The 22,846-nt window shown below is 42.8% G+C and carries 23 protein-coding genes; 8 read left to right on the forward strand and 15 right to left on the reverse strand.

Features of this window, described 5'->3' with window-relative positions; translation table 11 throughout:
- Positions 1 to 4 precede the first annotated feature (4 nt).
- From V7R35_RS07545 to rpmH, 8 genes are all read right to left on the reverse strand, one after another.
- Positions 5 to 679, reverse strand: coding sequence for a DnaT-like ssDNA-binding domain-containing protein (locus V7R35_RS07545; protein ID WP_334014120.1), 675 nt, complete (start codon positions 677 to 679; stop codon positions 5 to 7).
- 6 nt (positions 680 to 685) lie between these two features.
- Positions 686 to 1,120 carry an FMN-binding protein MioC gene (gene mioC, locus V7R35_RS07550; protein ID WP_334014121.1) on the reverse strand — a complete coding sequence of 145 codons (435 nt, stop codon included), beginning with the start codon at positions 1,118 to 1,120 and terminating at the stop codon, positions 686 to 688.
- Positions 1,121 to 1,139: 19 nt separating this feature from the next.
- Positions 1,140 to 2,528, reverse strand: coding sequence for a tRNA uridine-5-carboxymethylaminomethyl(34) synthesis GTPase MnmE (gene mnmE, locus V7R35_RS07555; protein ID WP_334014122.1), 1,389 nt, complete (start codon positions 2,526 to 2,528; stop codon positions 1,140 to 1,142).
- A 2-nt stretch (positions 2,529 to 2,530) separates the two neighbouring features.
- The gene (locus tag V7R35_RS07560) at positions 2,531 to 3,013 is read right to left on the reverse strand and encodes a YajQ family cyclic di-GMP-binding protein (RefSeq protein ID WP_334014123.1); all 483 of its coding nucleotides are present in this window, start codon (positions 3,011 to 3,013) and stop codon (positions 2,531 to 2,533) included.
- A 63-nt stretch (positions 3,014 to 3,076) separates the two neighbouring features.
- On the reverse strand, positions 3,077 to 4,735 hold the full coding sequence (gene yidC, locus V7R35_RS07565; protein ID WP_334014124.1) for a membrane protein insertase YidC: 1,659 nt from the start codon (positions 4,733 to 4,735) through the stop codon (positions 3,077 to 3,079).
- A gap of 10 nt (positions 4,736 to 4,745) precedes the next feature.
- On the reverse strand, positions 4,746 to 5,015 hold the full coding sequence (gene yidD, locus V7R35_RS07570; RefSeq protein WP_334014125.1) for a membrane protein insertion efficiency factor YidD: 270 nt from the start codon (positions 5,013 to 5,015) through the stop codon (positions 4,746 to 4,748).
- Positions 4,979 to 5,338 (reverse strand): ribonuclease P protein component, encoded by a 360-nt coding sequence (rnpA, locus tag V7R35_RS07575; RefSeq protein ID WP_334014126.1) that lies wholly within the window; start codon positions 5,336 to 5,338, stop codon positions 4,979 to 4,981. Before rnpA ends, yidD begins: the two co-directional genes overlap by 37 nt.
- A gap of 16 nt (positions 5,339 to 5,354) precedes the next feature.
- Positions 5,355 to 5,489, reverse strand: coding sequence for a 50S ribosomal protein L34 (gene rpmH, locus V7R35_RS07580; RefSeq protein ID WP_014290886.1), 135 nt, complete (start codon positions 5,487 to 5,489; stop codon positions 5,355 to 5,357).
- A 622-nt stretch (positions 5,490 to 6,111) separates the two neighbouring features.
- Between rpmH and dnaA the strand changes: the two genes are divergently transcribed.
- The 6 genes from dnaA to V7R35_RS07610 all read left to right on the forward strand — a co-directional run bounded on the left by dnaA (position 6,112) and on the right by V7R35_RS07610 (position 14,660).
- Positions 6,112 to 7,791: a chromosomal replication initiator protein DnaA gene (gene dnaA / locus V7R35_RS07585; protein WP_334014127.1), complete on the forward strand. Its 1,680-nt coding sequence runs from the start codon at positions 6,112 to 6,114 to the stop codon at positions 7,789 to 7,791.
- 32 nt (positions 7,792 to 7,823) lie between these two features.
- Positions 7,824 to 8,924, forward strand: coding sequence for a DNA polymerase III subunit beta (gene dnaN / locus V7R35_RS07590; RefSeq protein ID WP_334014128.1), 1,101 nt, complete (start codon positions 7,824 to 7,826; stop codon positions 8,922 to 8,924).
- A 107-nt stretch (positions 8,925 to 9,031) separates the two neighbouring features.
- Positions 9,032 to 10,120, forward strand: a complete 1,089-nt coding sequence (recF, locus tag V7R35_RS07595; protein WP_334014129.1) for a DNA replication/repair protein RecF — start codon at positions 9,032 to 9,034, stop codon at positions 10,118 to 10,120.
- Positions 10,121 to 10,128: 8 nt separating this feature from the next.
- Positions 10,129 to 12,549, forward strand: coding sequence for a DNA topoisomerase (ATP-hydrolyzing) subunit B (gene gyrB / locus V7R35_RS07600; RefSeq protein WP_334014130.1), 2,421 nt, complete (start codon positions 10,129 to 10,131; stop codon positions 12,547 to 12,549).
- A gap of 237 nt (positions 12,550 to 12,786) precedes the next feature.
- Entirely contained in the window at positions 12,787 to 13,479 is a 693-nt protein-coding gene (locus V7R35_RS07605) for a hypothetical protein (protein WP_334014131.1), read from the forward strand.
- A gap of 26 nt (positions 13,480 to 13,505) precedes the next feature.
- Positions 13,506 to 14,660 (forward strand): hypothetical protein, encoded by a 1,155-nt coding sequence (locus tag V7R35_RS07610; protein WP_334014132.1) that lies wholly within the window; start codon positions 13,506 to 13,508, stop codon positions 14,658 to 14,660.
- A gap of 89 nt (positions 14,661 to 14,749) precedes the next feature.
- Here the strand turns inward: V7R35_RS07610 and V7R35_RS07615 are convergent, their stop codons facing one another.
- From V7R35_RS07615 to glyQ, 3 genes are all read right to left on the reverse strand, one after another.
- Positions 14,750 to 15,193 (reverse strand): hypothetical protein, encoded by a 444-nt coding sequence (locus V7R35_RS07615; protein ID WP_334014133.1) that lies wholly within the window; start codon positions 15,191 to 15,193, stop codon positions 14,750 to 14,752.
- A gap of 85 nt (positions 15,194 to 15,278) precedes the next feature.
- A complete protein-coding gene (glyS, locus tag V7R35_RS07620) occupies positions 15,279 to 17,357 on the reverse strand; it encodes a glycine--tRNA ligase subunit beta (protein ID WP_334014134.1) in 2,079 nt (692 codons plus the stop codon).
- Positions 17,358 to 17,359: 2 nt separating this feature from the next.
- The gene (glyQ, locus tag V7R35_RS07625; RefSeq protein ID WP_334014135.1) at positions 17,360 to 18,265 is read right to left on the reverse strand and encodes a glycine--tRNA ligase subunit alpha; all 906 of its coding nucleotides are present in this window, start codon (positions 18,263 to 18,265) and stop codon (positions 17,360 to 17,362) included.
- Positions 18,266 to 18,411: 146 nt separating this feature from the next.
- On the opposite strand from glyQ, the gene V7R35_RS07630 reads away from it, so the two are divergent.
- A complete protein-coding gene (locus V7R35_RS07630) occupies positions 18,412 to 18,996 on the forward strand; it encodes a DNA-3-methyladenine glycosylase I (protein ID WP_334014136.1) in 585 nt (194 codons plus the stop codon).
- A gap of 81 nt (positions 18,997 to 19,077) precedes the next feature.
- Here the strand turns inward: V7R35_RS07630 and V7R35_RS07635 are convergent, their stop codons facing one another.
- The 4 genes from V7R35_RS07635 to V7R35_RS07650 form a co-directional block, all read right to left on the reverse strand.
- Entirely contained in the window at positions 19,078 to 19,530 is a 453-nt protein-coding gene (locus V7R35_RS07635) for a DUF2489 domain-containing protein (RefSeq protein ID WP_334014137.1), read from the reverse strand.
- A 21-nt stretch (positions 19,531 to 19,551) separates the two neighbouring features.
- Positions 19,552 to 20,058 (reverse strand): Der GTPase-activating protein YihI, encoded by a 507-nt coding sequence (gene yihI / locus V7R35_RS07640; protein ID WP_334014138.1) that lies wholly within the window; start codon positions 20,056 to 20,058, stop codon positions 19,552 to 19,554.
- A gap of 112 nt (positions 20,059 to 20,170) precedes the next feature.
- Positions 20,171 to 20,821 (reverse strand): class I SAM-dependent methyltransferase, encoded by a 651-nt coding sequence (locus V7R35_RS07645; protein ID WP_334014139.1) that lies wholly within the window; start codon positions 20,819 to 20,821, stop codon positions 20,171 to 20,173.
- A 372-nt stretch (positions 20,822 to 21,193) separates the two neighbouring features.
- A complete protein-coding gene (locus tag V7R35_RS07650; RefSeq protein ID WP_334014140.1) occupies positions 21,194 to 21,817 on the reverse strand; it encodes a c-type cytochrome in 624 nt (207 codons plus the stop codon).
- Positions 21,818 to 21,991: 174 nt separating this feature from the next.
- Here V7R35_RS07650 and yihA point away from each other — a divergent pair, with 174 nt between their 5' ends.
- A complete protein-coding gene (yihA, locus tag V7R35_RS07655; protein WP_334014141.1) occupies positions 21,992 to 22,624 on the forward strand; it encodes a ribosome biogenesis GTP-binding protein YihA/YsxC in 633 nt (210 codons plus the stop codon).
- The last annotated feature ends 222 nt before the right edge of the window (positions 22,625 to 22,846 follow it).

Here is a 22,846-nt window from a genome sequence, read left to right on the forward strand (position 1 = left end):
TGGCTTAACTCTTCTTTGACGAGGCGTACTTTTCCACCAGCTTTCTAGCATTATCATCTGCTTCAATGCCCGCTGCAACTTTCACTTGTTGTGATCCCACCACTTTTGTTGGTGTTGAACCAAAACCCGCTGCTAGCCTTTTTCGCTTGATGTTATTGGCAAATTTTTGGGTCCATTGAAACTCACTGAACACTGAACTTGGCCGGCCAAGCCAATAGGCAATAAATTCGCCTATATCGTTATCATCATAAGTTTTATCTATGATGCCCAGTAACGATGCCATTTCTTCAAAAAGTGCTTTGTTTGGCTGCCAAGAACCGGACATCGCGCTATGTCGTTGGTGAAGCTGTTCAAAATCTGATGCTGGCGCTGACATTAACGGTAGTAGTAACGTTTGGCCATTAATGGTGTGCTCAAGGTCAAGGTTCACCGGAATGGCGACTAAACCCACTTGCTCAAGCTGCTTTAACAGGCTGTTAATTTGGCGGCCACGCTGAAATGACGTCTCTTTGTTGTCACCATTAAGCAGCGATAACAGCTGCTTATAGTCGATAGGGGAGGATGATGTTGTTGCACTATTAGCGCCTACGCGCAGTCCAAGCAAATACAACACGCGACATTCATTTGATAATGGTGATTGTAGTGCTGCAATTTCTGCTTGAGTAAGTGCATCTGTCATAACGAGTTAGCCTGCCAACTGGGCATCAAACCATTCAACCGCGGCATCTTCAGGAATTGGATGTTCTAACACATCAATGTAAAGTGCCTCAGCAACAAGCTTTCCGCCATTTTCAGTAATGTGTTTTTTTATTTCTTTCGCGCCAAAACAGAATGTGTCGTAGCTGGTGTCACCTAGTCCAATAACATAAGCGTTAACACTGGATAAATCGCTTTGTGTAAGCTGCTGAGCAAACGGTTGGATATTGTCAGGTAGCTCTCCTGCACCATGTGTAGATGTACACACAATCCATGGTGAGTCTGTTTTGATATCATCAAGGTTAGGCTCTGTGTGAATAGTGTGGGTGTGACCGTTAGCGTCTAATCTTTCTGCAATGGCGTCTGCAACATATTCAGATGCACCTAACATGGTGCCAACGATAATCTCAAAATGCTTATTCATTAAATGCGACTTCTTATTGTTATTTACCAATACAAAACGAGGAAAAAATCTTTCCAAGTAGATCATCAGAGGTGAACTCACCTGTGATTTCACACAACGCCTGATGCGCTAAACGTAACTCTTCTGCTAACAGTTCACCCGCCATGGCATCATGCAACTGCTGTTCGCCTGTGCTTACAAAATTAAAGGCTTGATCAAGCGCATCGATGTGACGTCGTCTTGCTATAAACTGGCCTTCGGTAGTGGTATCAAAGCCCATAGTTTTAGCAAGGTGTGCTTTAAGCGTATCGACACCGTCTCCTTGCTTAGCTGATAAGTTGATTACCGAGATATCACCGTGCTGTGTACTTACACTACTTTGGCCAATATCTAATGTACTTAAATCGGCTTTGTTGCGCACTACGGTTACCGGAATGCCTTTTGGCAAGCGGTCCATAAATTCAGGCCAGATATCGTAAGGGTTAATGACACTGGTTGCGGTAGAGTCGACAACAAACAGTACATGGTCGGCTTCGTTTATGGCTTGCCATGCGCGTTCAATACCAATTTGCTCTACTTTATCAGGGCTTTCTCGTAAGCCTGCGGTATCAATAATATGCACCGGCATACCGTCAATGTGAATATGCTCTTTCAGCACATCTCGTGTGGTGCCTGCTATGTCGGTTACAATTGCGCTGTCTCTGCCTGCAAGCGCATTCAGCAAGCTTGATTTACCGGCATTAGGTCTTCCTGCAATCACCACCTGCATACCTTCGCGCAAAAGCGTTCCTTGTTTCGCTTGCTCACGTACTTTGGTCAAGCTTTGCATGATTTCGCTTAGGTCACCCGACACTTTTCCGTCTGAAAGAAAGTCTATTTCTTCTTCTGGGAAATCAATAGCTGCTTCAACATACATACGTAAATGTATTATTTGGTCGGAAAGCGTTTGAATTTGTGTGGAAAACTCTCCCTGCAAAGAACGTAGCGCGCTTCGCGCTGCCTGTTGCGAGCTTGCATCAATTAAATCGGCAATGGCTTCAGCTTGCGCCAGGTCTAGCTTGTCGTTAAGAAAAGCCTGTTCACTAAACTCACCCGGGTTAGCCAAGCGGGCGTGGCCTGTAGATAACACCGCGTCAATCAGCATATCCATAACAACTTGGCCACCATGACCTTGTAGTTCAAGTACGTCTTCGCCGGTAAAGGAATTTGGGCCTTTAAAAAAAAGCGCAATACCTTGGTCGATAACCGTATTATTGCTATCTACAAACGGTGTATAGGTTGCTAATCGTGGTGTAAGGGAGCAGGGTACTAGTGCCTCGGCAATGGCTTTGGCTTTTGGGCCTGATACGCGAACAATGCCCACACCGCCACGACCTGGTGCCGTGGCTTGTGCAGTAATGGTATCGGTGGAAAGGGAGAGTGAATCCATAGTTAGTCGCGGAAGTTTTTAAATTGAAACGGTTGACCTAAATTAGACTCTTTTACCAAAGAGATGACTTGCTGAAGGTCGTCACGCTTTTTACCGGTTACGCGAAGTTCTTCGCCTTGTATTGCTGTTTGCACTTTAATTTTGGCGTCTTTCACAAGCTTCACAATTTTCTTTGCAGTAGGTTGTTCAATACCCTCTTTAAACGCAATAGTTTGACGGTATGTTTTGCCGTGGGCGTCATAGGGTTTTACATCCATTGATGATGTATCTACGTTGCGTTTAGACATGGCAGTACGGAACATACTTTCCATTTGTTGAAGTTGGAATTCAGCTTCAGCTTTCATTACAACGGTTTTGTCTTTGTATTCAAAACTAGCGTCTATTCCGCGAAAATCGAAACGCGTAGACAATTCACGGCTAGCGTTTTCAGTGGCGTTACGCACTTCTTCCATGTTGATTTCAGAAACAATATCAAATGATGGCACAGGTATAATCCTCGTAAGACAAAACAGCCCGCATAGGCGGGCTGTAAAATAAGTAATCAGCGCTTATTTTGCGTTGATGCCCCGCTTCTCCATTGAAGCATAAATCATCTTGGCTTGTATTAGTGTAATTACGTTACTTACTAGCCAGTATAGTACTAGTCCTGCAGGGAACCACAGGAAGAATACACTCATTGCTACCGGCATCCACTGCATAATTTTTTGCTGCATAGGGTCGGTAATGGTAGTTGGCTGCAGTTTCTGCAGCAGATACATACTTGCGCCTGTTAGAATTGGAAGCACGAAGTATGGATCTTTAACCGATAAGTCGGTAATCCAAAGCGCGAAGTCAGCGTGACGTAGCTCGACACTTTCCATAAGTACCCAATAAAGCGCTAGGAAAATTGGCATTTGAAGTAACAAAGGTAAGCAACCGCCCATAGGGTTTACTTTTTCTTTGCGGTAAAGCTCCATCATAGCTTGAGACATTTTTTGTCTGTCATCACCAAAACGGTCTTTTAGCTGCTGCATTTTAGGAGCAAGGTTACGCATGCGCGCCATTGACTCGTACTGCTTCTTCGTTAGCCAGTACATTGCACCTTTAACTACAACCGTAATTAGAATGATGGCCACACCCCAGTTGTTCACTAGGCTGTGTAGGAAAGTAAGCAATGCGAACAACGATTGAGAGATCCACCACAAAATGCCGTAATCTACAGTTAGGTCTAAACCGCGCGCAATTTTAGCTAGCTTTTCTTGGTCTTTAGGACCCATGTAAAGCGTAGAGGCAATAGTTTTGGTTTCACCCGCATTAATGCTTTCTGAAGGTGATAGCACACCAATAACTGCATACTGGTTTTTCAAATTACGTGAATAAACCGTATTAGTCTGTTCTTGTGAAGGAACCCATGCAGACACGAAGTAGTGTTCGAGCATCCCAACCCAGCCTGCTTTGGTGGTTTCTCGCAGGTTCTCATCTTCAATTTCATCAAAAGAGTACTTCTGATATTTGTCATCTTCAGTTGAGAACGCTGCGCCACGGTATGTCGGCATAAACATGTTGCTGTCGTCGTCAAACTGCATCACTTGTTTAAGCTGTGCATATGGCTGAACGGTAGCTGTGTTTGTGCTGCCATTATTCACCGTATAGCTTACGTTTACGTCGTAACGGTCTTTGCTAAACGTGAAGGTTTTGGTAATAGAGAGGCCTTGATTGTTTTTCCAGTTAAGTGGAACCACTAACGTATCGCCAGACATTTCGTAAAACGTATTTTCTGCAGTGTAAACTGGACGGCCGCTGCTACTTGCATCTGGGCCTTGGGCACCAATTAAACCACTTTGTGCAACGTATAAACCGTTACCTGAGCGCAAAAGGCTGTAAGGTATATCTGAGCCTTGCTCTACTGGGAATTTTAAAAGGTCAGCAGAGATTACGTCGCCACCAAGAAGGTCGATGCGTAAATCCAGTGTATCGGTTTTTACTTCGATAATACGCTGAGTGTTTGTCGCAGACGCCATAGGTTGTGCTGCAGGCATACTGTCGCCACTCGGCACATCTTCATTGTTTGTATCATTAAATGACGGCACACCTTGAGGTGCTTCTTGCGACTGTTCTTGCACAACAGGCGTAACAGGCTGTGGCCCATATTCTTTTTGCCATTGTTGCCAAAGCAAAAAGCTAACTAGCGCGAGGCCAATTATCAGAAAACTACGTTGCGATTCCATAGAGGTCTCTTTATTTTGAGTGTTTATCTTGTTGTTTTTCCGGTACTGGATCGTATCCACCGGCATGCAAAGGGTGGCATTTTAATATGCGTTTAATAGATAACCAACCGCCTTTTACCAATCCATGTGTTTTTAATGCGTCTATAGCATACCAAGAACAAGAAGGATGGAAACGACAACGTTGTCCTAAAAGCGGTGAAATAAACCACTGGTAACCTTTAATGAAGATTAAAGGAACAATAATTAGGACTTGTTGCAGCGCTTGTTTAACTTTTTCCATAGCTTATCCAATGTTGCAAAAACTTCTTGGTTGCTAAGGTTATCTGCACCAGATTTACCAATGACGATGATATCAACGTTGGGTAAGTTATGCTGCTTATGCCTGAAACTTTCTCTGACTAATCGTTTTAAACGGTTTCTGTCGTGTGCTTTGCGAATACGTTTTTTGGCAAGCGTTATGCCCAAACGTGGAGATGCAAGAGAATTGTGTCGAGCTAAGATAGTAAAAGAGGGAGATACTGCTGGGGTTGCGTTATCAAACACATAGGTAAAGTGGGTGGGAGTTAACAGACGTAACTCCCTAGAAAACGTATTCTCGCCCACTTTGGCGTCTTTCTAATTAAGCTGAAAGACGAGCGCGGCCTTTTGCACGGCGAGCTGCTAGTACTTTACGACCATTTTTAGTCGCCATACGAGCACGAAAACCGTGAGAACGCTTGCGCTTAAGATTGCTCGGTTGAAATGTTCTTTTCATGACCAAAGTCTCACTTATATTTAGTTAAACATAGGCGTTTTTGGTAACACAAAGCACTGTTGCCAGAACATTGTGGTGTTTTCACCAGAAAAGCCCATCGAAAAAGGACGCTGAATTCTAGAGATCTCGGGGCCTGCTGTCAATGGATATTCTGCCTTTTTGGACGAATAAGTGAACAAATTTTGCTGTTTTTTAATCAAATCAATTCACAAGGTTGGAAAGAAGCTGTGAATAACGCATCTAAAACACTGATGTTATCCACAGTAATTTGTGAAAAACAATAACGGTAGCTAAAAAAGCAAGGTGATCTACCTGATTTATTAGTCTAATTTGCTTGCATATCTTGGCTTGTTAGTGCGTATTGATCTAAAACTAAATTTCAATAAATTCAATGGTATAAAAAAATGATCGTTCAGATCAGCCAAGATCGCCATTTACATTTTGTTGATAACGTAAGATAATCCACAGCGAATACAACGATAACTAATATCTCGCAGTTACCCAACATTCCCTACGCTGTTTTCATACATAGCGCGTTTTCTGCCTCCTTATATCTACTTCATTAAAGTAGATTGGCGTCTTGTTGGCTTTTCAAGCGAGTTACGGGAGCTAACAACGTACCATGTCACTATGGAACCAATGCCTTGAAAGGCTGCGCCAAGAATTACCAACGCAGCAATTTAGTATGTGGATACGACCGCTTGTTTGTGAGGAACAAGATGGTTTTGTTGCGCTCTATGCACCTAATCGATTTGTACTTGACTGGGTAAGAGATAAATACCTTAACAACATCACGTTGCTTCTGCGCGAGTTTGCAGGTGCCGATGCACCCCAGTTACGACTTGAAGTGATGAGCCGTCAAAGCGTTAATCGCACGCCAAGCAATGTGCCTTCACAGCAGGTCTCAAGTCATAGCCCACTGAGCGCCGGTGCGTCAGGCCAGGGCCTTCCTTCATCACAGCCATCACAATTTAATCAGCCTGGTTTTAACACCGCTGTTGATAGTGCTCGTGCTGATAATGCTCGTCACATAACTAGTGATGTGAAGAAGGGGGATGATAGAAAAGCGGATAATACTCAGCCAACTAGTGCACTGTCTCATGATGCACCTGTGCACAATGCACCTATTCAGACTTCTGGTCACCAGTCTTTAAACAGCGACACGTTTGCTGAACAAAGCAATGCGCAAAATAATGCCTATCACACCCAGCAGTATGGGAATAATCAGGGGCGCACGACCACGCCGCCGAAGGTCATTCCTATTCCTGAAGCAATGAAGCACAAAAGTAACATCAACCCCACTTATCAGTTCGACAATTTCGTTGAAGGTAAGTCGAACCAACTAGCACGTGCAGCTGCAACACAAGTTGCTAATAACCCTGGTGGTTCATATAACCCGCTGTTTATTTATGGTGGTACGGGTTTAGGTAAAACGCACTTATTGCATGCCGTGGGTAATGGCATTGTTGCGAACAATGGCGATGCTAAAATTGTGTACATGCACTCAGAACGCTTTGTTCAAGATATGGTAAAAGCGCTTCAAAATAACGCCATTGAAGACTTCAAACGTTTCTATAGAAGTGTAGATGCGCTTCTTATTGATGATATTCAATTCTTTGCGAATAAAGAGCGCTCGCAAGAAGAGTTTTTCCATACGTTTAATGCGCTGCTCGAAGGTAATCAGCAGATCATTCTTACGTCAGATCGTTATCCTAAAGAGATCGACGGTGTTGAGGATCGCTTAAAGTCACGTTTTGGCTGGGGGCTAACCATCGCGATCGAGCCTCCAGAACTTGAAACACGTGTTGCCATTCTTATGCGTAAAGCAGCAGAAAACCGCATTCACTTACCAAATGAAGTAGCGTTCTTTATTGCTAAACGCCTTCGCTCAAATGTTCGTGAGTTAGAAGGGGCGTTAAACCGTGTAATAGCAAACGCGAATTTCACTGGCCGGCCTATTACCATCGATTTTGTACGTGAAGCACTTCGTGATTTGCTAGCGTTGCAAGAAAAGTTGGTAACCGTTGATAATATTCAGAAAACGGTAGCAGATTATTATAAGATTAAAGTAGCTGATATTTTATCGAAACGAAGAAGTAGAAGCGTTGCTAGACCTCGTCAGGTTGCAATGGCATTAGCGAAGGAGCTAACAAACCACAGCTTACCTGAATTAGGTAATGCGTTTGGTGGCCGCGACCACACAACGGTTTTGCACGCTTGTCGAAAAATAGAGCAGCTAAGAGAAGAAAGTCATGATATAAAAGAGGACTATAAGAACCTCATTAGGACTTTATCTTCCTAACCAAACGACCCTAGAGGCGAGATAGCACTGCGATGAAATTTTCTATAAGCCGCGAACAGTTTTTGCAACCTTTACAACTTGTGTCTGGTGCGGTTGAACGCCGACACACTTTGCCTATTCTGTCTAACGTACTTATCAAAGTAAGTGAAGACGCACTATGGCTTACAGGTACAGATTTAGAGGTTGAGCTTATCTCTAGCGTAAAGCTAGAAGGTGAATTCACTGAGGGCGAAATAACGGTTCCTGCCAAAAAGCTTTTCGATATTATCCGTGGCATTTCCGAAGGTACGGATATTCATTTTTCATTAGATGGAAGTAAGGCGTTAATTCGTGCGGGTCGTGGTCGTTATACGCTTTCTACGTTATCTGCGAACGATTATCCTAATCTTGAAGATTGGGAAGGCGAAGTTGAGTTCGAGCTTACATGCAGCGATTTAAAGCGCTTGATAGATTCAACCAGCTTTTCAATGGCGCAACAAGATGTGCGTTATTACCTAAACGGTATGTCGCTTGAAACTGAAGAAAATGTAATTCGTACAGTTGCAACAGATGGTCACCGTCTAGCACTATGCCGATTAAACTATGAAACAGCACTTCCAGCTCGCCAGGTAATCATTCCTCGTAAAGGTGTGTTGGAAATCTCGCGTTTAATTAGTGAAGATGATAAATCTTTAAAGGTACAAATTGGTGCTAATCACCTACGTATCTTCTCAAACGACTTTATTTTTACGTCTAAGCTAGTAGACGGTCGCTTCCCCGACTATCGACGTGTTTTGCCGCAAAACGGCGATAAAGAAATAGTGGCAAGTAAAGCAGTATTGAAAGACGCATTTTCTCGTGCCGCTATCTTATCGAATGAAAAGTTCCGTGGCGTTCGCTTGAATCTTTCTTCAGGCGAGCTAAAGATTACCGCTAACAACCCTGAGCAAGAAGAAGCAGAAGAAATTGTTGATGTGCAATATCAGGGTGATGATCTTGAAATAGGCTTTAACGTTGCCTATCTCATCGATGTTCTTAACTCTTTAGGCTCTGATAGTGTAAAAGTAAGTTTGTCAGATTCTAATGCCAGTGCGCTAATTGAAGATGACGCTGACGATTCAGCGCTATACGTTATTATGCCTATGCGCCTGTAGGTGCATTACACGATTGTGTTGTAGCGTATTTTGTATTTTAATTTTTTATCAGAAAGAGCGATGTATGCAACGGTGCAACATCGCTCTTTTGTTTTTAGTATATTGTCATGAAGCTGAACAACGTACAGATTACTCAGTTTCGTAATCTCTCTTCTGTCTCATTCTCACCATCTACGTCGCTTACTATAATCAGAGGTGTTAACGGTAGTGGTAAGTCATCGCTTATTGAAGCATTACATTATCTGGGTTTTGGGCGGTCTTTTCGAACAAGTAAACACACGTCGGTAATTCAACACGACAAAAATGATTTCAGCGTATTCGCGTCGTGTACTGACGAGGAAGGGGAAGCATTGAAGCTTGGTTTTATGCGAAGCCGCAATGATTCCTTTACCTGCAGTATTAATGGAGAAAGGTCTAAGAAGTTATCCGACTTAGTTAGCTTAGTACCTATACAACTTTTTACTCCACAAAGTACAGACTTAATAATTGGCTCTCCATCTGAAAGAAGAAGGTTCTGCGATTGGGGATTGTTTCACGTGAAACATCAGTTTCAATCTCTTTCTAATCAGTACGCTAAATTCCTAAAACATCGTAATGCCTTATTAAAGCAGCATGCAAATCTTGATGCCTCAGAGAATCAATATTGGGAAAACCAATTCGCAGAGTTAGGGGAAGCCTTAACCACAATGCGACAGGAATACGTTGAATCACTTAAACCAGTCTTTAAGTATTACGCAAATGAATTTCTTCCAACCTTTGATGTTGAATTGAGTTACTATAAAGGATGGGAAAAAGATGTCTGTTTATCAGAAAGCCTAGTTAAAAAGCGCGAGTATGATGGTAAAATAGGACATACTTCTTCTGGGCCCCATAAGGCTGATTTACGCCTTAAAGTGAATGGTGTTAATGCCCAAGAGCTTTTATCTAGGGGGCAGCTTAGAATGGCAGTGGCGGCGTTACAGATGTCGCAAACTAAGTTGTTCAACTCGGCTACACAGCGCAAAAGTATATTCTTACTAGACGATGTAGGTGCCGAGCTTGACGCAGATAAAAGAGAACAATTTATTGATGGGTTGCTTGAAATGGATACTCAGGTTTTCGTTACTGCAATAGAATCTTCGCAACTCGGCTTTATAGAAAAATATAACGAAAAGAAAATGTTTCACGTGGAACATGGAAGCGTGAAAGAGGAGTAAAAGCTAGTATGTCAGCAGAGAACAACTACGACTCGTCCAGTATTAAAGTACTTAAAGGATTAGATGCCGTAAGAAAACGTCCTGGTATGTATATCGGTGACACAGATGATGGTACCGGATTGCACCACATGGTTTTCGAGGTTGTCGATAACTCAATCGATGAAGCGCTTGCTGGACATTGTTCTGAGATTGTTGTGCAAATCCACAGCGATGGCTCGGTATCTGTGTCTGACGATGGACGTGGCATTCCTACTGAGCTGCACCCTGAAGAAGGCGTGTCAGCTGCAGAGGTTATCATGACGGTTCTGCATGCCGGCGGTAAGTTCGACGATAACTCTTATAAAGTGTCAGGTGGCCTTCACGGCGTAGGTGTTTCAGTTGTAAACGCATTATCAAGTAAATTGAAATTGCGTATACGCCGTGCTGGTAAAGCCCACGAGCAAGAATATCATCACGGTGTACCGCAAGCTCCGCTAGCAGTTACAGGTGATACTGATAAGACCGGAACAATGATTCGTTTCTGGCCGAGTGCCGACACATTTACTGACACGCTCTATCACTACGATATTCTAGCTAAGCGTTTACGTGAACTTTCATTTTTGAACTCAGGTGTTTCTATCCGTCTTAAAGATGAGCGTGATGGTAAAGAAGACCACTTTATGTATGAAGGTGGTATTCAAGCGTTTGTAGAATACTTAAATGAAAAGAAAACACCTGTACATCAAAAAGTGTTTCATTTTGCTAGTGAGCAAGAAGATGGGATTGCAGTAGAAGTGGCAATGCAGTGGAACGATAGCTTCCAAGAAAATGTATTCTGTTTCACTAACAACATTCCTCAGCGCGACGGTGGTACTCACTTAGCGGGCTTCCGTGGCGCACTAACGCGAACATTAAATAACTACATGGAAAAGGAAGGCTTAAACAAAAAAGCTAAAACTAACGCCAGTGGTGATGACGCGCGTGAAGGTCTTACAGCAGTAATTTCAGTAAAAGTACCAGATCCAAAATTTAGCTCGCAAACCAAAGACAAGCTTGTTTCTTCTGAAGTTCGTCCTGCTGTTGAATCGGCAATGAATGAAAAGCTTGCTGATTTCCTATTGGAAAACCCAGCAGAAAGTAAAATTATTGCAGGTAAGATTATTGATGCTGCGCGCGCTCGTGAAGCTGCGCGTAAAGCTCGTGAAATGACACGCCGTAAAGGCGCGTTAGACTTAGCAGGTCTACCAGGCAAACTTGCAGACTGCCAAGAGAAAGACCCGGCACTAAGTGAGCTATATATAGTGGAGGGTGACTCTGCTGGCGGTTCAGCGAAGCAGGGTAGAAACCGTAAGAACCAAGCAATTCTTCCACTTAAAGGTAAAATTCTTAACGTAGAGAAGGCGCGCTTCGACAAGATGCTTTCTTCACAGGAAGTAGCAACACTCATCACCGCGCTTGGTTGTGGCATAGGCCGTGACGAATATGACCCTGAGAAACTTCGTTATCATAGTATCATTATCATGACCGATGCTGATGTTGATGGTTCTCACATTCGTACTTTGCTACTTACATTCTTCTACCGTCAAATGCCTGAAATTATTGAGCGTGGTTACGTGTATATTGCACAGCCACCGCTTTATAAAGTGAAAAAAGGCAAGCAAGAGCAATACTTGAAAGACGATGATGCGCTTACTAACTATCTAACCTCTATTGCAATCGATGGTGCTTCACTGCACACCAGCAGCGATGACCCTGGCATTAGCGGTGTGGGCTTAGAAAACCTAGTTAAGCAATACCAGTCTGTAGAGAAAATGATTGCGCGTATGAAGCGTATGATGCCTGCTTCTATTCTTTATAGAATGCTGTATACGCCTACGCTGAACCTTGCTGACTTAAAAGATGAAGCAACCCTTGCCAACGTAGCTACTCACTTCGTAGAGCAGCTTACAGAGCGCGAGAACGATGGCGCAACCTATCGCTTTGAGATTCGTCACGATTCAGAACTTAGTGAGTACTACATCACTATTATCATGCGTATGCACGGTATTGATTATGAATACATCATTAACCATGAGTTTATTGAATCTAATGAATATCAGCGTTTGAAAGAGCTAAATCTTGCCATTAATGACATGATGGGCGCTGACGCCTTTATTCAGCGTGGTGAGCGTAAGCAGCCTGTTGAGTCATTTAAGGCAGCACTTGAATGGCTAATGGGCGAGGCGAAACGTGGTCAGTACATACAGCGCTATAAAGGGTTAGGTGAGATGAACCCAGACCAGCTTTGGGAAACCACAATGGATCCTGATAGCCGTCGTATGCTTCAGGTAACGATTGAAGATGCCATTGGTTGTGACCAGTTATTTACAACGCTAATGGGCGACCAGGTAGAGCCGCGTAGAGAGTTCATCGAAGCGAACGCGTTGAAAGTAGAAAACTTAGACGTGTAGACGCCAGATAAATTAATTATCGAGAAATGAAAAGCGGCTTGTTTTACAGACAAGCCGCTTTTTTTTGTACTCGCAAACGCAAAAAATAACGACTAGAACACATGGGTTGCTGTGCTATCAATCATTTGGTTCAGTCAAAAAAAAGCGTGTAAATTAATCAACCCTATACTAGAGTGAATATTAACAGGATGTTAATAACTGCTTTATGCATTCATCGAGTCAAAAGGATGTGCCTCTATGCGTTACTTGTATCGTCTATTCCTTACTACCTTTCTAACCACGCTTCTATTTGCATGTTCAAAGGAGAAAGGGCTAACTGAGTCTCAGATTCGCTTTGCAAAAGCAAAGCAAGAACAAGCTATCTTGTTACGAAAAGCCACAGATATTCTCGACACCAAGCTTACAGGTGACCTACTTGATGATTTAAACCACATTACTTATGTAAGTGAGATTGCACTACATGCAGAGCAAGTTTTTATTGATGCGAAGATAGTGGGTATAAACACGCCAGCATTTATTCAACTGCATAACAGGCTGTCGAAACTAGAAAGCGAAGCCGGGCAAAAGGCGATAGAACTTTTACAATTATCGGTGGCGAAGACACTAACGTTTAGAAAAGACGTAGATGAAATGCCGCTACAACCTTTGAGTAGCCAGAGTAATGCAACTAGCAATGGCATGGTTAAGTACCTGGCAGTGCAATACAAAGAAGACCTTCAAAGCTGCTGTATTGCGCCACTAAAGCATATTGCGATATTTCTAGGTCAGATGGATGAGGTAGAACACTACACGCTTCGAAAGACGATTGCTAATGTTGAACGCAGTCTTTCCAGTGTTTTACGTGCACCTGACAAGGCAAAACTTTACCTGAAAGAAATTGATTCAATTAAAACAATGTACAGTGCCAATACAGTGTTAACACACAAATAGAAACAAGATAAAAAAAGGAATACTAGATGAAAATAAAAAATGGAAGTGGCCCGCAGGTGTCTATGTTTGTGTCTAGATTTGGGGTGCTTGGACTATTAATGTTGTCGTTATTTTCATTTCATGCTGCTGCGCAAACAAAGTATGAAATTGTTCCCGACGAAGAGAAGCGCAAAACGGTAACAAATTTCAATAATAAAAAAACATCAGTAGATATTGAGCACGTCATCTCGTTTTCACTTACACGAAACCGCAATGTAAACAAAAACCAGCCTAGCTTAAAAAATAATACCATTTCATTAAGTGAAGGAGCCTTTGGCATCAAGCTAAATTCATCAGTTGAAGAAATGATGAATGTTTTAGGAACGCCAACGTCTACACTAAATCTAAGCGAAAACACTGCCTTATTTTCTTACGGCAGAAACCTTTGGATAGTTACTGTGAACGGTTTAGTACATCAGGTTTCAAATGAAAACCAATGGGTTTCAAGTTCATTAACAAACTTAATCGCATTTGACGACCGCTTTGATAATCAGTGGAAAATTCAAGACTCAGTAGGTTATGAACTGAGTAAAGCTGCTATTGATGCGATGAAGTTGAACGGACAATATGTTGGAAACAATATCTACAGGTTTACTGGACCCAACGGCGAACAGTTAGATGCGTTGTTAACAGTTAGGAGTATAAACGGAGACAGGGCGCTAGTAGTGACAGGGTTTAACTATACTCTAGCGCAATCCAATGTGAAGAACATGCTTTCACTTGCCGCGGTAACAGAGTCTAAAGAGGTTATTGAGTACATTGAAGACAGGCGAGCACAAGGAGAAACAATAGCGCTAGATGAACTAATAACGTTCACACCAAGCTTCGAGGCTTTTAGCGAAGACGGTGCAATTATTCAGGTCTATGAGAATAACCTAGTGTTGCAGTTTCAGTATGACGAACTCAATAAGCTAAGTGTTTATGAAGGCTTGTTTGATTTTGAAGAAAAAAACCAAAAATGGCAGTACGCCAAGCACTATTCAGGTCAAAGTGGTGACGAAGTGATGCAAATGTATGGCGATGAAGTTATGGGCCTGGATAACTACTGGCAGGTGTTTTTACATGATGCTAAATACGATTTTTATTTTGATGAAACCGAGTCGGGATTGGCGTTAGTTGAATTCGAAATGGAGTTCTTCTAATACACCGGAGTTCCTCTCTAAACCTAGAGCTCTCATAAATAAAAAGGGATGTCATGGCATCCCTTTTTATTTGTTGTAGTCAATATAAACTATAGTTTTGTAACGGTGAGGGCAACTTCGCCGGCACTTGCAGGACTTGCTGTAAATCGATAAGTACCGGTAGACGAGGGGGTAAACTGTAAGTTTGATGAACCCTGCTCACAGACTAAATATACTGTTGAGCCAAGCATCACCGGCTGACCTTTATATTTACCACCGCAGCTTTGTGAAGGGGTCCACTTAGCATCAGATAAGCGAAAGTCGTAAGGTTGACCATCCGCAATTAACTCAACATCTACAATCCAGCCAGTGCTAGATGCTTGAAACTGATAGCTTGGATCTGCTTCCCACCAATTAAAAACACCTCTTAAAAACATGTTTTCAAACTGAATACGGGGTATATCAGGTGCACGTTCTGGAATGCTAAAGCTACCGCTACTTGAACAGGCACTTAAAACAAAACAAAGTGAAAGAATACTTACTAACTTTTTCACAACAACTCCAGTGTAAAAAAAAGCCCAACGTAATCGTTGGGCTTTCTTATTGGTAAGCTTAATCGCCCATCAATAAAATATCGCCTTATGACTTGGCAAGCATTGAAATGTCTGCCGTCGTTAGGAAAAGTTGCCTTAAAAGCAACAATAACGCAAGTCTATTGCGTTTAACGGCTTCGTCTTCCGCCATTACCATTACGTTGTCAAAGAACGTATCAATAACGTCTCGTAACGTAGCAAGTGCGGTAAGAATACGCGCATAGTCTTGCGATGGTAGCGCTGCGTTCACTTCACCTTGAACAGACTCAAGTGCTTTGAATAACGCTTTTTCTGCATCTTCAGCAAGAAGCGATGCATCAATGGAAACATCACCAGCTAAATCTACATTCTGCTTTGCTAGAATGTTTGCCACACGTTTATTGGCTGCGGCTAGTGCTTCTGCTTCGTCTAGCGTTTTAAACTGCGCTACGGCGTTAACACGCGCAAGATAGTCAGCAGGCTTGGTGGGGCGTCTAGCCGCCACTGCCTGAATAACATCTATGGCAACGTCTTGATCTTGAAGCAGTGCGGTAAAGCGACCTAACACAAAGTCTACTACCTGAAGCTGTGTATCGGTGTTGGTAAGTTTATCACCGTAAACATCTACTGCTTTTGCTACAAGTACATCTAAATCAAGTGGTAGCGATAGTTCTGTAATAATTCGCAGAACACCAATTGCCGCACGACGTAGTGCAAATGGATCTTTATCACCTTTTGGCAGCTGACCGATACCGAAAATACCTACAAGGGTATCTAGCTTGTCGGCTAGGGCAACTGCTGCACTTACACCTGAACTTGGTAATGAATCGCCAGCAAAGCGAGGCATATACTGCTCATAAAGCGCAACGGCTACCGCTTCGTCTTCACCGTCATTTAATGCGTAGTACTTACCCATAACGCCTTGTACGTCAGGGAACTCCATTACCATGTTCGACATCAAATCTGTTTTGGCTAGCAGACCTGCTCGTGAAGCTTGTGTGTCGTCAGCGTCTATTTGTGCAGCGATAAAACCAGCGAGTGCTGAAATACGTTCTGATTTCTCTTTAAGCGTACCTAGCTGCTTTTGGAAAAGAACGGTTTCTAAGCTTTCAAGGCGACTTTCAAGGGTTTCTTTCTTGTCGCTGTTAAAGAAGAATTCAGCATCAGCAAGGCGAGGGCGGATAACTTTTTCATTACCTGAGATTACCTGTGAAGGATCACGGCTTTCAATATTGGTAACAAATAAGAAAGTGTTAGAAAGACTGCCGTCGCTATCTAGCAATGGTACGTATTTCTGGTCATCCTTCATGGTATAGATCAATGCTTCTTTAGGCACCTGAAGGAAAGCCTCATCGAAGCCTGCTTGAAGAACAACAGGCCATTCTACTAACGAAGCAATCTCTTCTAGCAGGTCTTCGTTGTAATCTGGAGTTAACGAAAGTGCCTTTGCTGCGTCTTCTAGTTGTTGGCGAACCTTGTCCTTACGCGCTTCGAAGTCGGCTAAAACATACTGCTTTTCCAGTGCTGCTGCATAGTTATCGGCGTGGTCTAATTCAAAACGTGCTTCACCGTGGAAACGGTGTCCTTGCACAGTTCGGCCACTTGCGAGCCCAAGTACTGAAACATTCACTACTTCACTGCCATAAAGTACACACAGTGTATGTACCGGACGAATAAACTGCGTGTTGTAGTTACCCCAGCGCATAGGCTTTGGAATAGGAAGCTTGCTTACCGCTTGGTTTATAAGGCTTTCAAGTAGTGCTGCAACAGGCTGGCCTGGTACATTTGCTCTATGCAGTAACCATTCGCCTTTATCCGTTACCATGCGCTCAGCATCGGCAACGTCAATGCCGTTTCCTCGTGCCCAGCCTTGCGCTGCTTTAGTGGGGTTCCCGTCTGCGTCAAATGCTGCTGACACAGCTGGACCGCGTTTTTCAACTACTTTATCCGCTTGTCCTTCAGCAAGACCTGAGACGTAAACGGCAAGACGACGAGGTGCCGCAAACCAGTTTACAGAGTCGAACTGTAAATCAGCTTGAGTAAGCGCTGCCTCGAACTGAGTAGCAAATGCTTCACCCAGCGATTTAAGCGCTTTTGGTGGTAATTCTTCTGTACCTAATTCTACTAAACAATTTTCTGTGCGCACGCTTATGCCTCCTTGTTACATAGTGGGAAGCCTAATGCTTCACGTGCTTGGTAATAACTTTCTGCACACGCCTTCGCAAGCGTTCTTACACGAAGGATGTAGCGCTGGCGCTCTGTAACCGATATTGCATGGCGTGCATCAAGTAAGTTAAAAGCGTGAGAGGCCTTCATAACCTGTTCGTACGCAGGTAGTGGAAGATTGTTTTCAATCAACTTTTGGCTTTCTGCTTCGCACTCGTCAAAGGTTCTAAATAGCGCTTCAACATTAGCGTGTTCAAAGTTGTAGGTAGACTGTTCAACTTCGTTTTGATGGAACACATCACGATAGGTGACTTTACCCATTGGGCCGTCTGTCCAAACTAAGTCGTAAATACTGTCTACGCCTTGAACGTACATCGCCAGGCGCTCTAAACCATAGGTGATTTCGCCAGTAACAGGCTTACACTCAATGCCACCGACCTGTTGGAAGTAAGTAAATTGTGTTACTTCCATGCCGTTTAGCCAAACTTCCCAACCAAGACCCCAAGCACCAAGGGTTGGTGATTCCCAGTTGTCTTCAACGAAGCGAATATCGTGAACTAGCGGATCGAAGCCTAACTCTTTCAAAGAGCCCAAATACAATTCCTGAATGTTGTCAGGAGAAGGCTTCAGCATTACTTGAAACTGATAGTAATGTTGTAAGCGATTTGGGTTTTCACCGTAACGACCGTCTGTAGGTCGGCGGCATGGTTGAACATAGGCGCTACTCATTGGCTCTGGGCCTAAAGAACGTAGGAACGTCATTGGGTGAAAAGTACCTGCACCTACTTCCATATCCAGAGGCTGAATAATAACGCAGCCTTGGCGCGCCCAATAATCTTGAAGCGCAAGGATCAACCCTTGAAAGGTTTTAATATCGTATTTCTGCATACATCCGCTGCTTGTTAGTTATCTGACTAAAAATAAAGGTGGGATAGTATACAATTTGTAAGGCATAGTATGTAGGTGTAAAGGGTGAAAAAACGCCTGTTAGGGGCGTTATATACCAATAAACTACAAGGATTTAATAATTTGTTATGTCAGATCAACTAAAACGATGCGGTTGGGTAAGCTCTGACCCTTTATATCAGGCATACCATGACAATGAATGGGGAGTTCCTGAAACCGATAGTCAGGCGCTATTTGCAAAGCTGTGTCTTGACGGGCAGCAGGCAGGACTTTCGTGGATAACGATCCTTAAAAAGCACAAAAATTATGAAAGTGCTTTTTTTAATTTTGACCCAGAAAAAATTGCGTCAATGACCAGTTCGGACGTTGAACGTCTGATGCAAGACAAGGGCATTGTTAGAAATCGTCTTAAAATAGAGTCGATTATTCGAAACGCAAAAGGCTTTATCGCCATTGAAGAGAAGCACTCGTTTAGTGACTTTATTTGGCAATTCACTGAGGGAAGAACCATCATTAATACGTGGGAAAACTTTAGAGATGCGCCTACCAGCACCGGTGAGTCGAAAGCAATGTCTAAGCTGCTAAAAAAGCAGGGTTTTAACTTTGTGGGTGAAACAATTTGCTACGCATTCATGCAGGCGGTTGGCATGGTAAATGACCACGAGGTAAACTGTCATTGCTATCAACGAACCTGTGACCTAGCAATAAAGTAGCGCGGGTTAATGTGCCTTTGTGTAAGTAAGGCGACCACACATAAAGCACAGTCGCCATACAAAGAGAAATGAGAAACGCGGTTAAACTAACGTTTCACAATATGTTTGCAGCGCAGGTAGTTCAGACAGAACCTTTGACTCATACTCTGATTCAATTTGTTCACGCGCAATATCCTGCTTGCGTCGTTCTGCTTTAGACAGCTTTTGCCTTTCTTCTAAAATAGCAAAGCCACTTACTTCAGTGAACAACGCATAAATATGCGGGTACTTTGTCTTGTAATCTGGCTGATCGACAATTGGTAAAGCATTTAGCAAGTTAACAATGCGGATAACGCCTTCAGATAAATCACACTGCTGCTGTTCCATGGCTTTCGCAATAAGTACCAAGCTTTCTGTAATATTTTCTACTCGAGATTGTCGGGTAGCTTCTTGTCGCGCCTTTTGCTGTTTCAATAGGAACAACATTTTTCCCGCGTAAAATCCTAGCCCAAGAATAATTAAAAGCGCTACGCCCGTTAGTACTGCCCAAAGCATATGAAGATGTCCTGCTTATTGTTAATGCTTAAAGTCGTCGATGTTAATAGCGTCTAAGTCATCAAAAGGATCCATATCATCTTCTTCACCGTCTTCTTCAACAATGCCAAGTAGGTCGCACAAAATGCGATGGCGAGCCATTTTCTCATCAACATAGGCTTGTTGTTCACGCGTTAGAGACTTGCCGTCGTCCAGTTTATCTAGCAAGTCAGTAAGGCGCTGATCGGCTTCAAGTGCTGCAAGCTCTTGTGCTGGCGTGGCATACTTTTTCTTCTGAGCCGGCGTTGGTGTTACCGTCGCTTTTACTAGCTGAATAGGCTTTTTACTGCCGTGACGAGGATCTTTATTTTCATTACTCTTTTTGCCAGTAACTTTTTTCTGCTCAACATTGTGACGGCTACCTGCAGGCTTACCTTTATGCTTTTTAGGGCGAGGTGAATCTGACTTTCGGTTTTCGCTTGGTTTAAAGTCCGGATCTTTACGAACACCGATTAGACCGACTTTACGAGATTTCTTTGAACGTGCCATAGTTTCCAATTAACAAAGAGAATAAAAACAGCGCTATTATAGCGCGAATTGAACAAGCATGCTGATGTTTGGGCACACTTTAAAAAAACAATGATGCTTGGTTGTTTGATGGTTATATTTTTTTGAAAAGCGCAATGTCGGCAGTAGGGAAAGACACATCGTATCCATCTCGCTGCGCTAAAAATTCAAATGTGGCTTCGCTAAAAAAGCTTACATGAGTAGGGTCGTTTTTATAGTGCCATTGTAAGAAGCGCGATTTATCGATTACACGCTTTGTCATAACCACAATTATACTGCCAGGTTGCACAAGTAAGTTGAACTGCTGCCATTCTTTATGTGGCGCGTGAAAATGCTCTATTGCTTCTGTGCACGTTACTATGTCGTAAGTGCGTTGTAACACTTCTGGCGTGTTGGCGAAAAAAGGGTCGAAGGTGTGCATTTGTATACCTTGTTCGCCAAGCATATCTGCAAGAACGGCTGCAGGCCCACAGCCAAAATCTAAACCTGTAAGCGGTTTATCAATACTATGATGGGTAATGTGTTCAGCGATAGGGGATATTACTTTGCTTAAGAATTTACGATAACCCTGGTCCTCGAAATTATTCTCGTGTAAATCGTACTCTTGTTTTTCTTTCTCTTTAGAAGGTAGGAATGACGGTGCTACGAACACCAATTGGCAATTGCCACATTGCAGATAGTCACGCTTTTTATCTTTAGCGTAGTGCGTAATTGAAGTTGTATGTAAACAAAGCGGGCATTGCATGAAGTAATAACGCGTAAAAAGGTAGTTAAAAAATGGGGCTATAGAAAAAAGAAAAAGGTGATGGTTTTCACCATCACCTTACATTGTATGAGTGTCAGATGACACCTCTCCCGTTATACACATCTATGTGTATTTGGCTTCCCTAGCTTTGCTCCCCTTATTCTTATTGTTAGCAGAGCGCTATTGTTGTTTTTGGCCCTCTTGGCTCTTTATCCCGTCATCCATGTTTGTATTTTTATTATTATTCTTGTTATCGAGCCTGTAGTTTTTCAAAGGCTACTACAAACTCAGCCGTTAGATTACACGAATATTTTCAAAATACAACTTAATTGATAACAATTAATTAACAATAGTGCTTAAAAACAATACGATTTAGTGTAAGCCCGCGATATAGTTAGATAAAATTTCGATATCTTCGTCGGTTAATTTCATCGCAATGTCGCGCATCATGCCATTCATATCGTTGTGGCGCTGACCAGAACGGAATGATTTAAGTTGAGATGCAGTGTAAGTAGCGTGTTGACCGCTGATATCAGGGAAGCCCGCTAGCGCCATACCGTTACCTTTAGGGCCGTGACATGCAATACATGCTGTTACGCCACGCTCTTCGTCGCCACCTTGATAAAGTGCACGACCGGCTTCAACGTATTGTTCAGGTGTCTCGCCTGGCTTTTGTTCTTGGCTTGAGAAGTAAGCCGCTAGGTCTTTCATGTCTTGTTCTGAAAGTGGAGCAGCCATGCCGTTCATTACCGCGTTGTTTCGGCCTTCCTCACCACCGGTTTGTGAAGCAAGCTTAAATTCCATAAGTTGCTTCACAATGTACTTTTCATGCTGGCCAGCAATCTTAGGGTTCATGTCAATCATGCTGTTTCCATCAGCACCATGACAAGCTGCACATACAGCTGATTTCGCTTTACCTGCCTCGGCATCGCCTTCTGCCATTGCAGTTGCGCTTAAACCTAAAGACATAAATACCAACAAACACAGTTTTTTCATAATAAATCTCTTAAATGGATCCAACGGCTCGCGTGATATACGTGATATCATGCGTATTTTACACATTTAACGCGTCAGAAAAACCTATTCCATGATAAAACTATGGTTTTTAGCTGGTTTATTCATTAAAAAACTGTAAACCCTAGGTTGTGACGCATATGGGAAATAGTCTAGATGTCGTATTACACCAAAGCAAAATTCTTTACTAGTGCACCTGATATTCGCCACTTAAAGAATGATACAGGGATAGAAGTGGCGTTTGCTGGCCGCTCTAACGCAGGGAAGTCGAGCGCGTTAAACACATTAACGCGTCAAAAGAATTTGGCACGCACCAGTAAAACACCAGGTCGTACTCAGCTTATTAATGTGTTTGAGTTAGAAGAAGATTTACGTTTAGTTGATTTGCCTGGTTATGGCTTTGCAAAAGTGCCTGTGGCCATGAAGAAAAAATGGCAAGCCTCGCTAGGTGAGTACCTTCAAAAGCGTAAATCACTTAAAGGGTTAGTGGTGCTTATGGATATTCGTCATCCATTTAAAGACCTAGATCAAGACCTTATCCATTGGGCAGTCGACTCTAATATCCCAGTTCTAGCGTTATTAACGAAAGCCGATAAGCTTAAAAGTGGAAAACGAAAAGCACAGTTATTGATGGCCCGAGAGGCTGCATTAGCATTTATGGGCGACGTAACGGTGCAAACCTTTTCTTCGCTGAATAAACACGGTTTGCCAGAACTAGAACATATTCTCAATGAATGGTTTGGCTTAAATAAGCCAGATGAAGAGATTGAAGCTGACGACGAGCGATAATGTTTTACACTGCAGTTATTGTGTTTCAGATAAAAGAACGCCCCGCATAATGCGAGGCGTGAAATGAGAGAAAACACATAAAAACCGTAAATATAGAGTGTAGGTAAATAAGAAAGTTCACAAAAAAAGAGAAATATTTTAAAAAACTGAAAATCTCGCTTTATAAGCCTCGCTTCCATCTCCTTTTACTTTTCTTCAGGCATAAAAAAACCCCGACAAATC

Source organism: Alteromonas sp. S167, from assembly GCF_036864375.1.
In the GTDB taxonomy this organism is placed as follows: Bacteria; Pseudomonadota; Gammaproteobacteria; order Enterobacterales; family Alteromonadaceae; genus Alteromonas.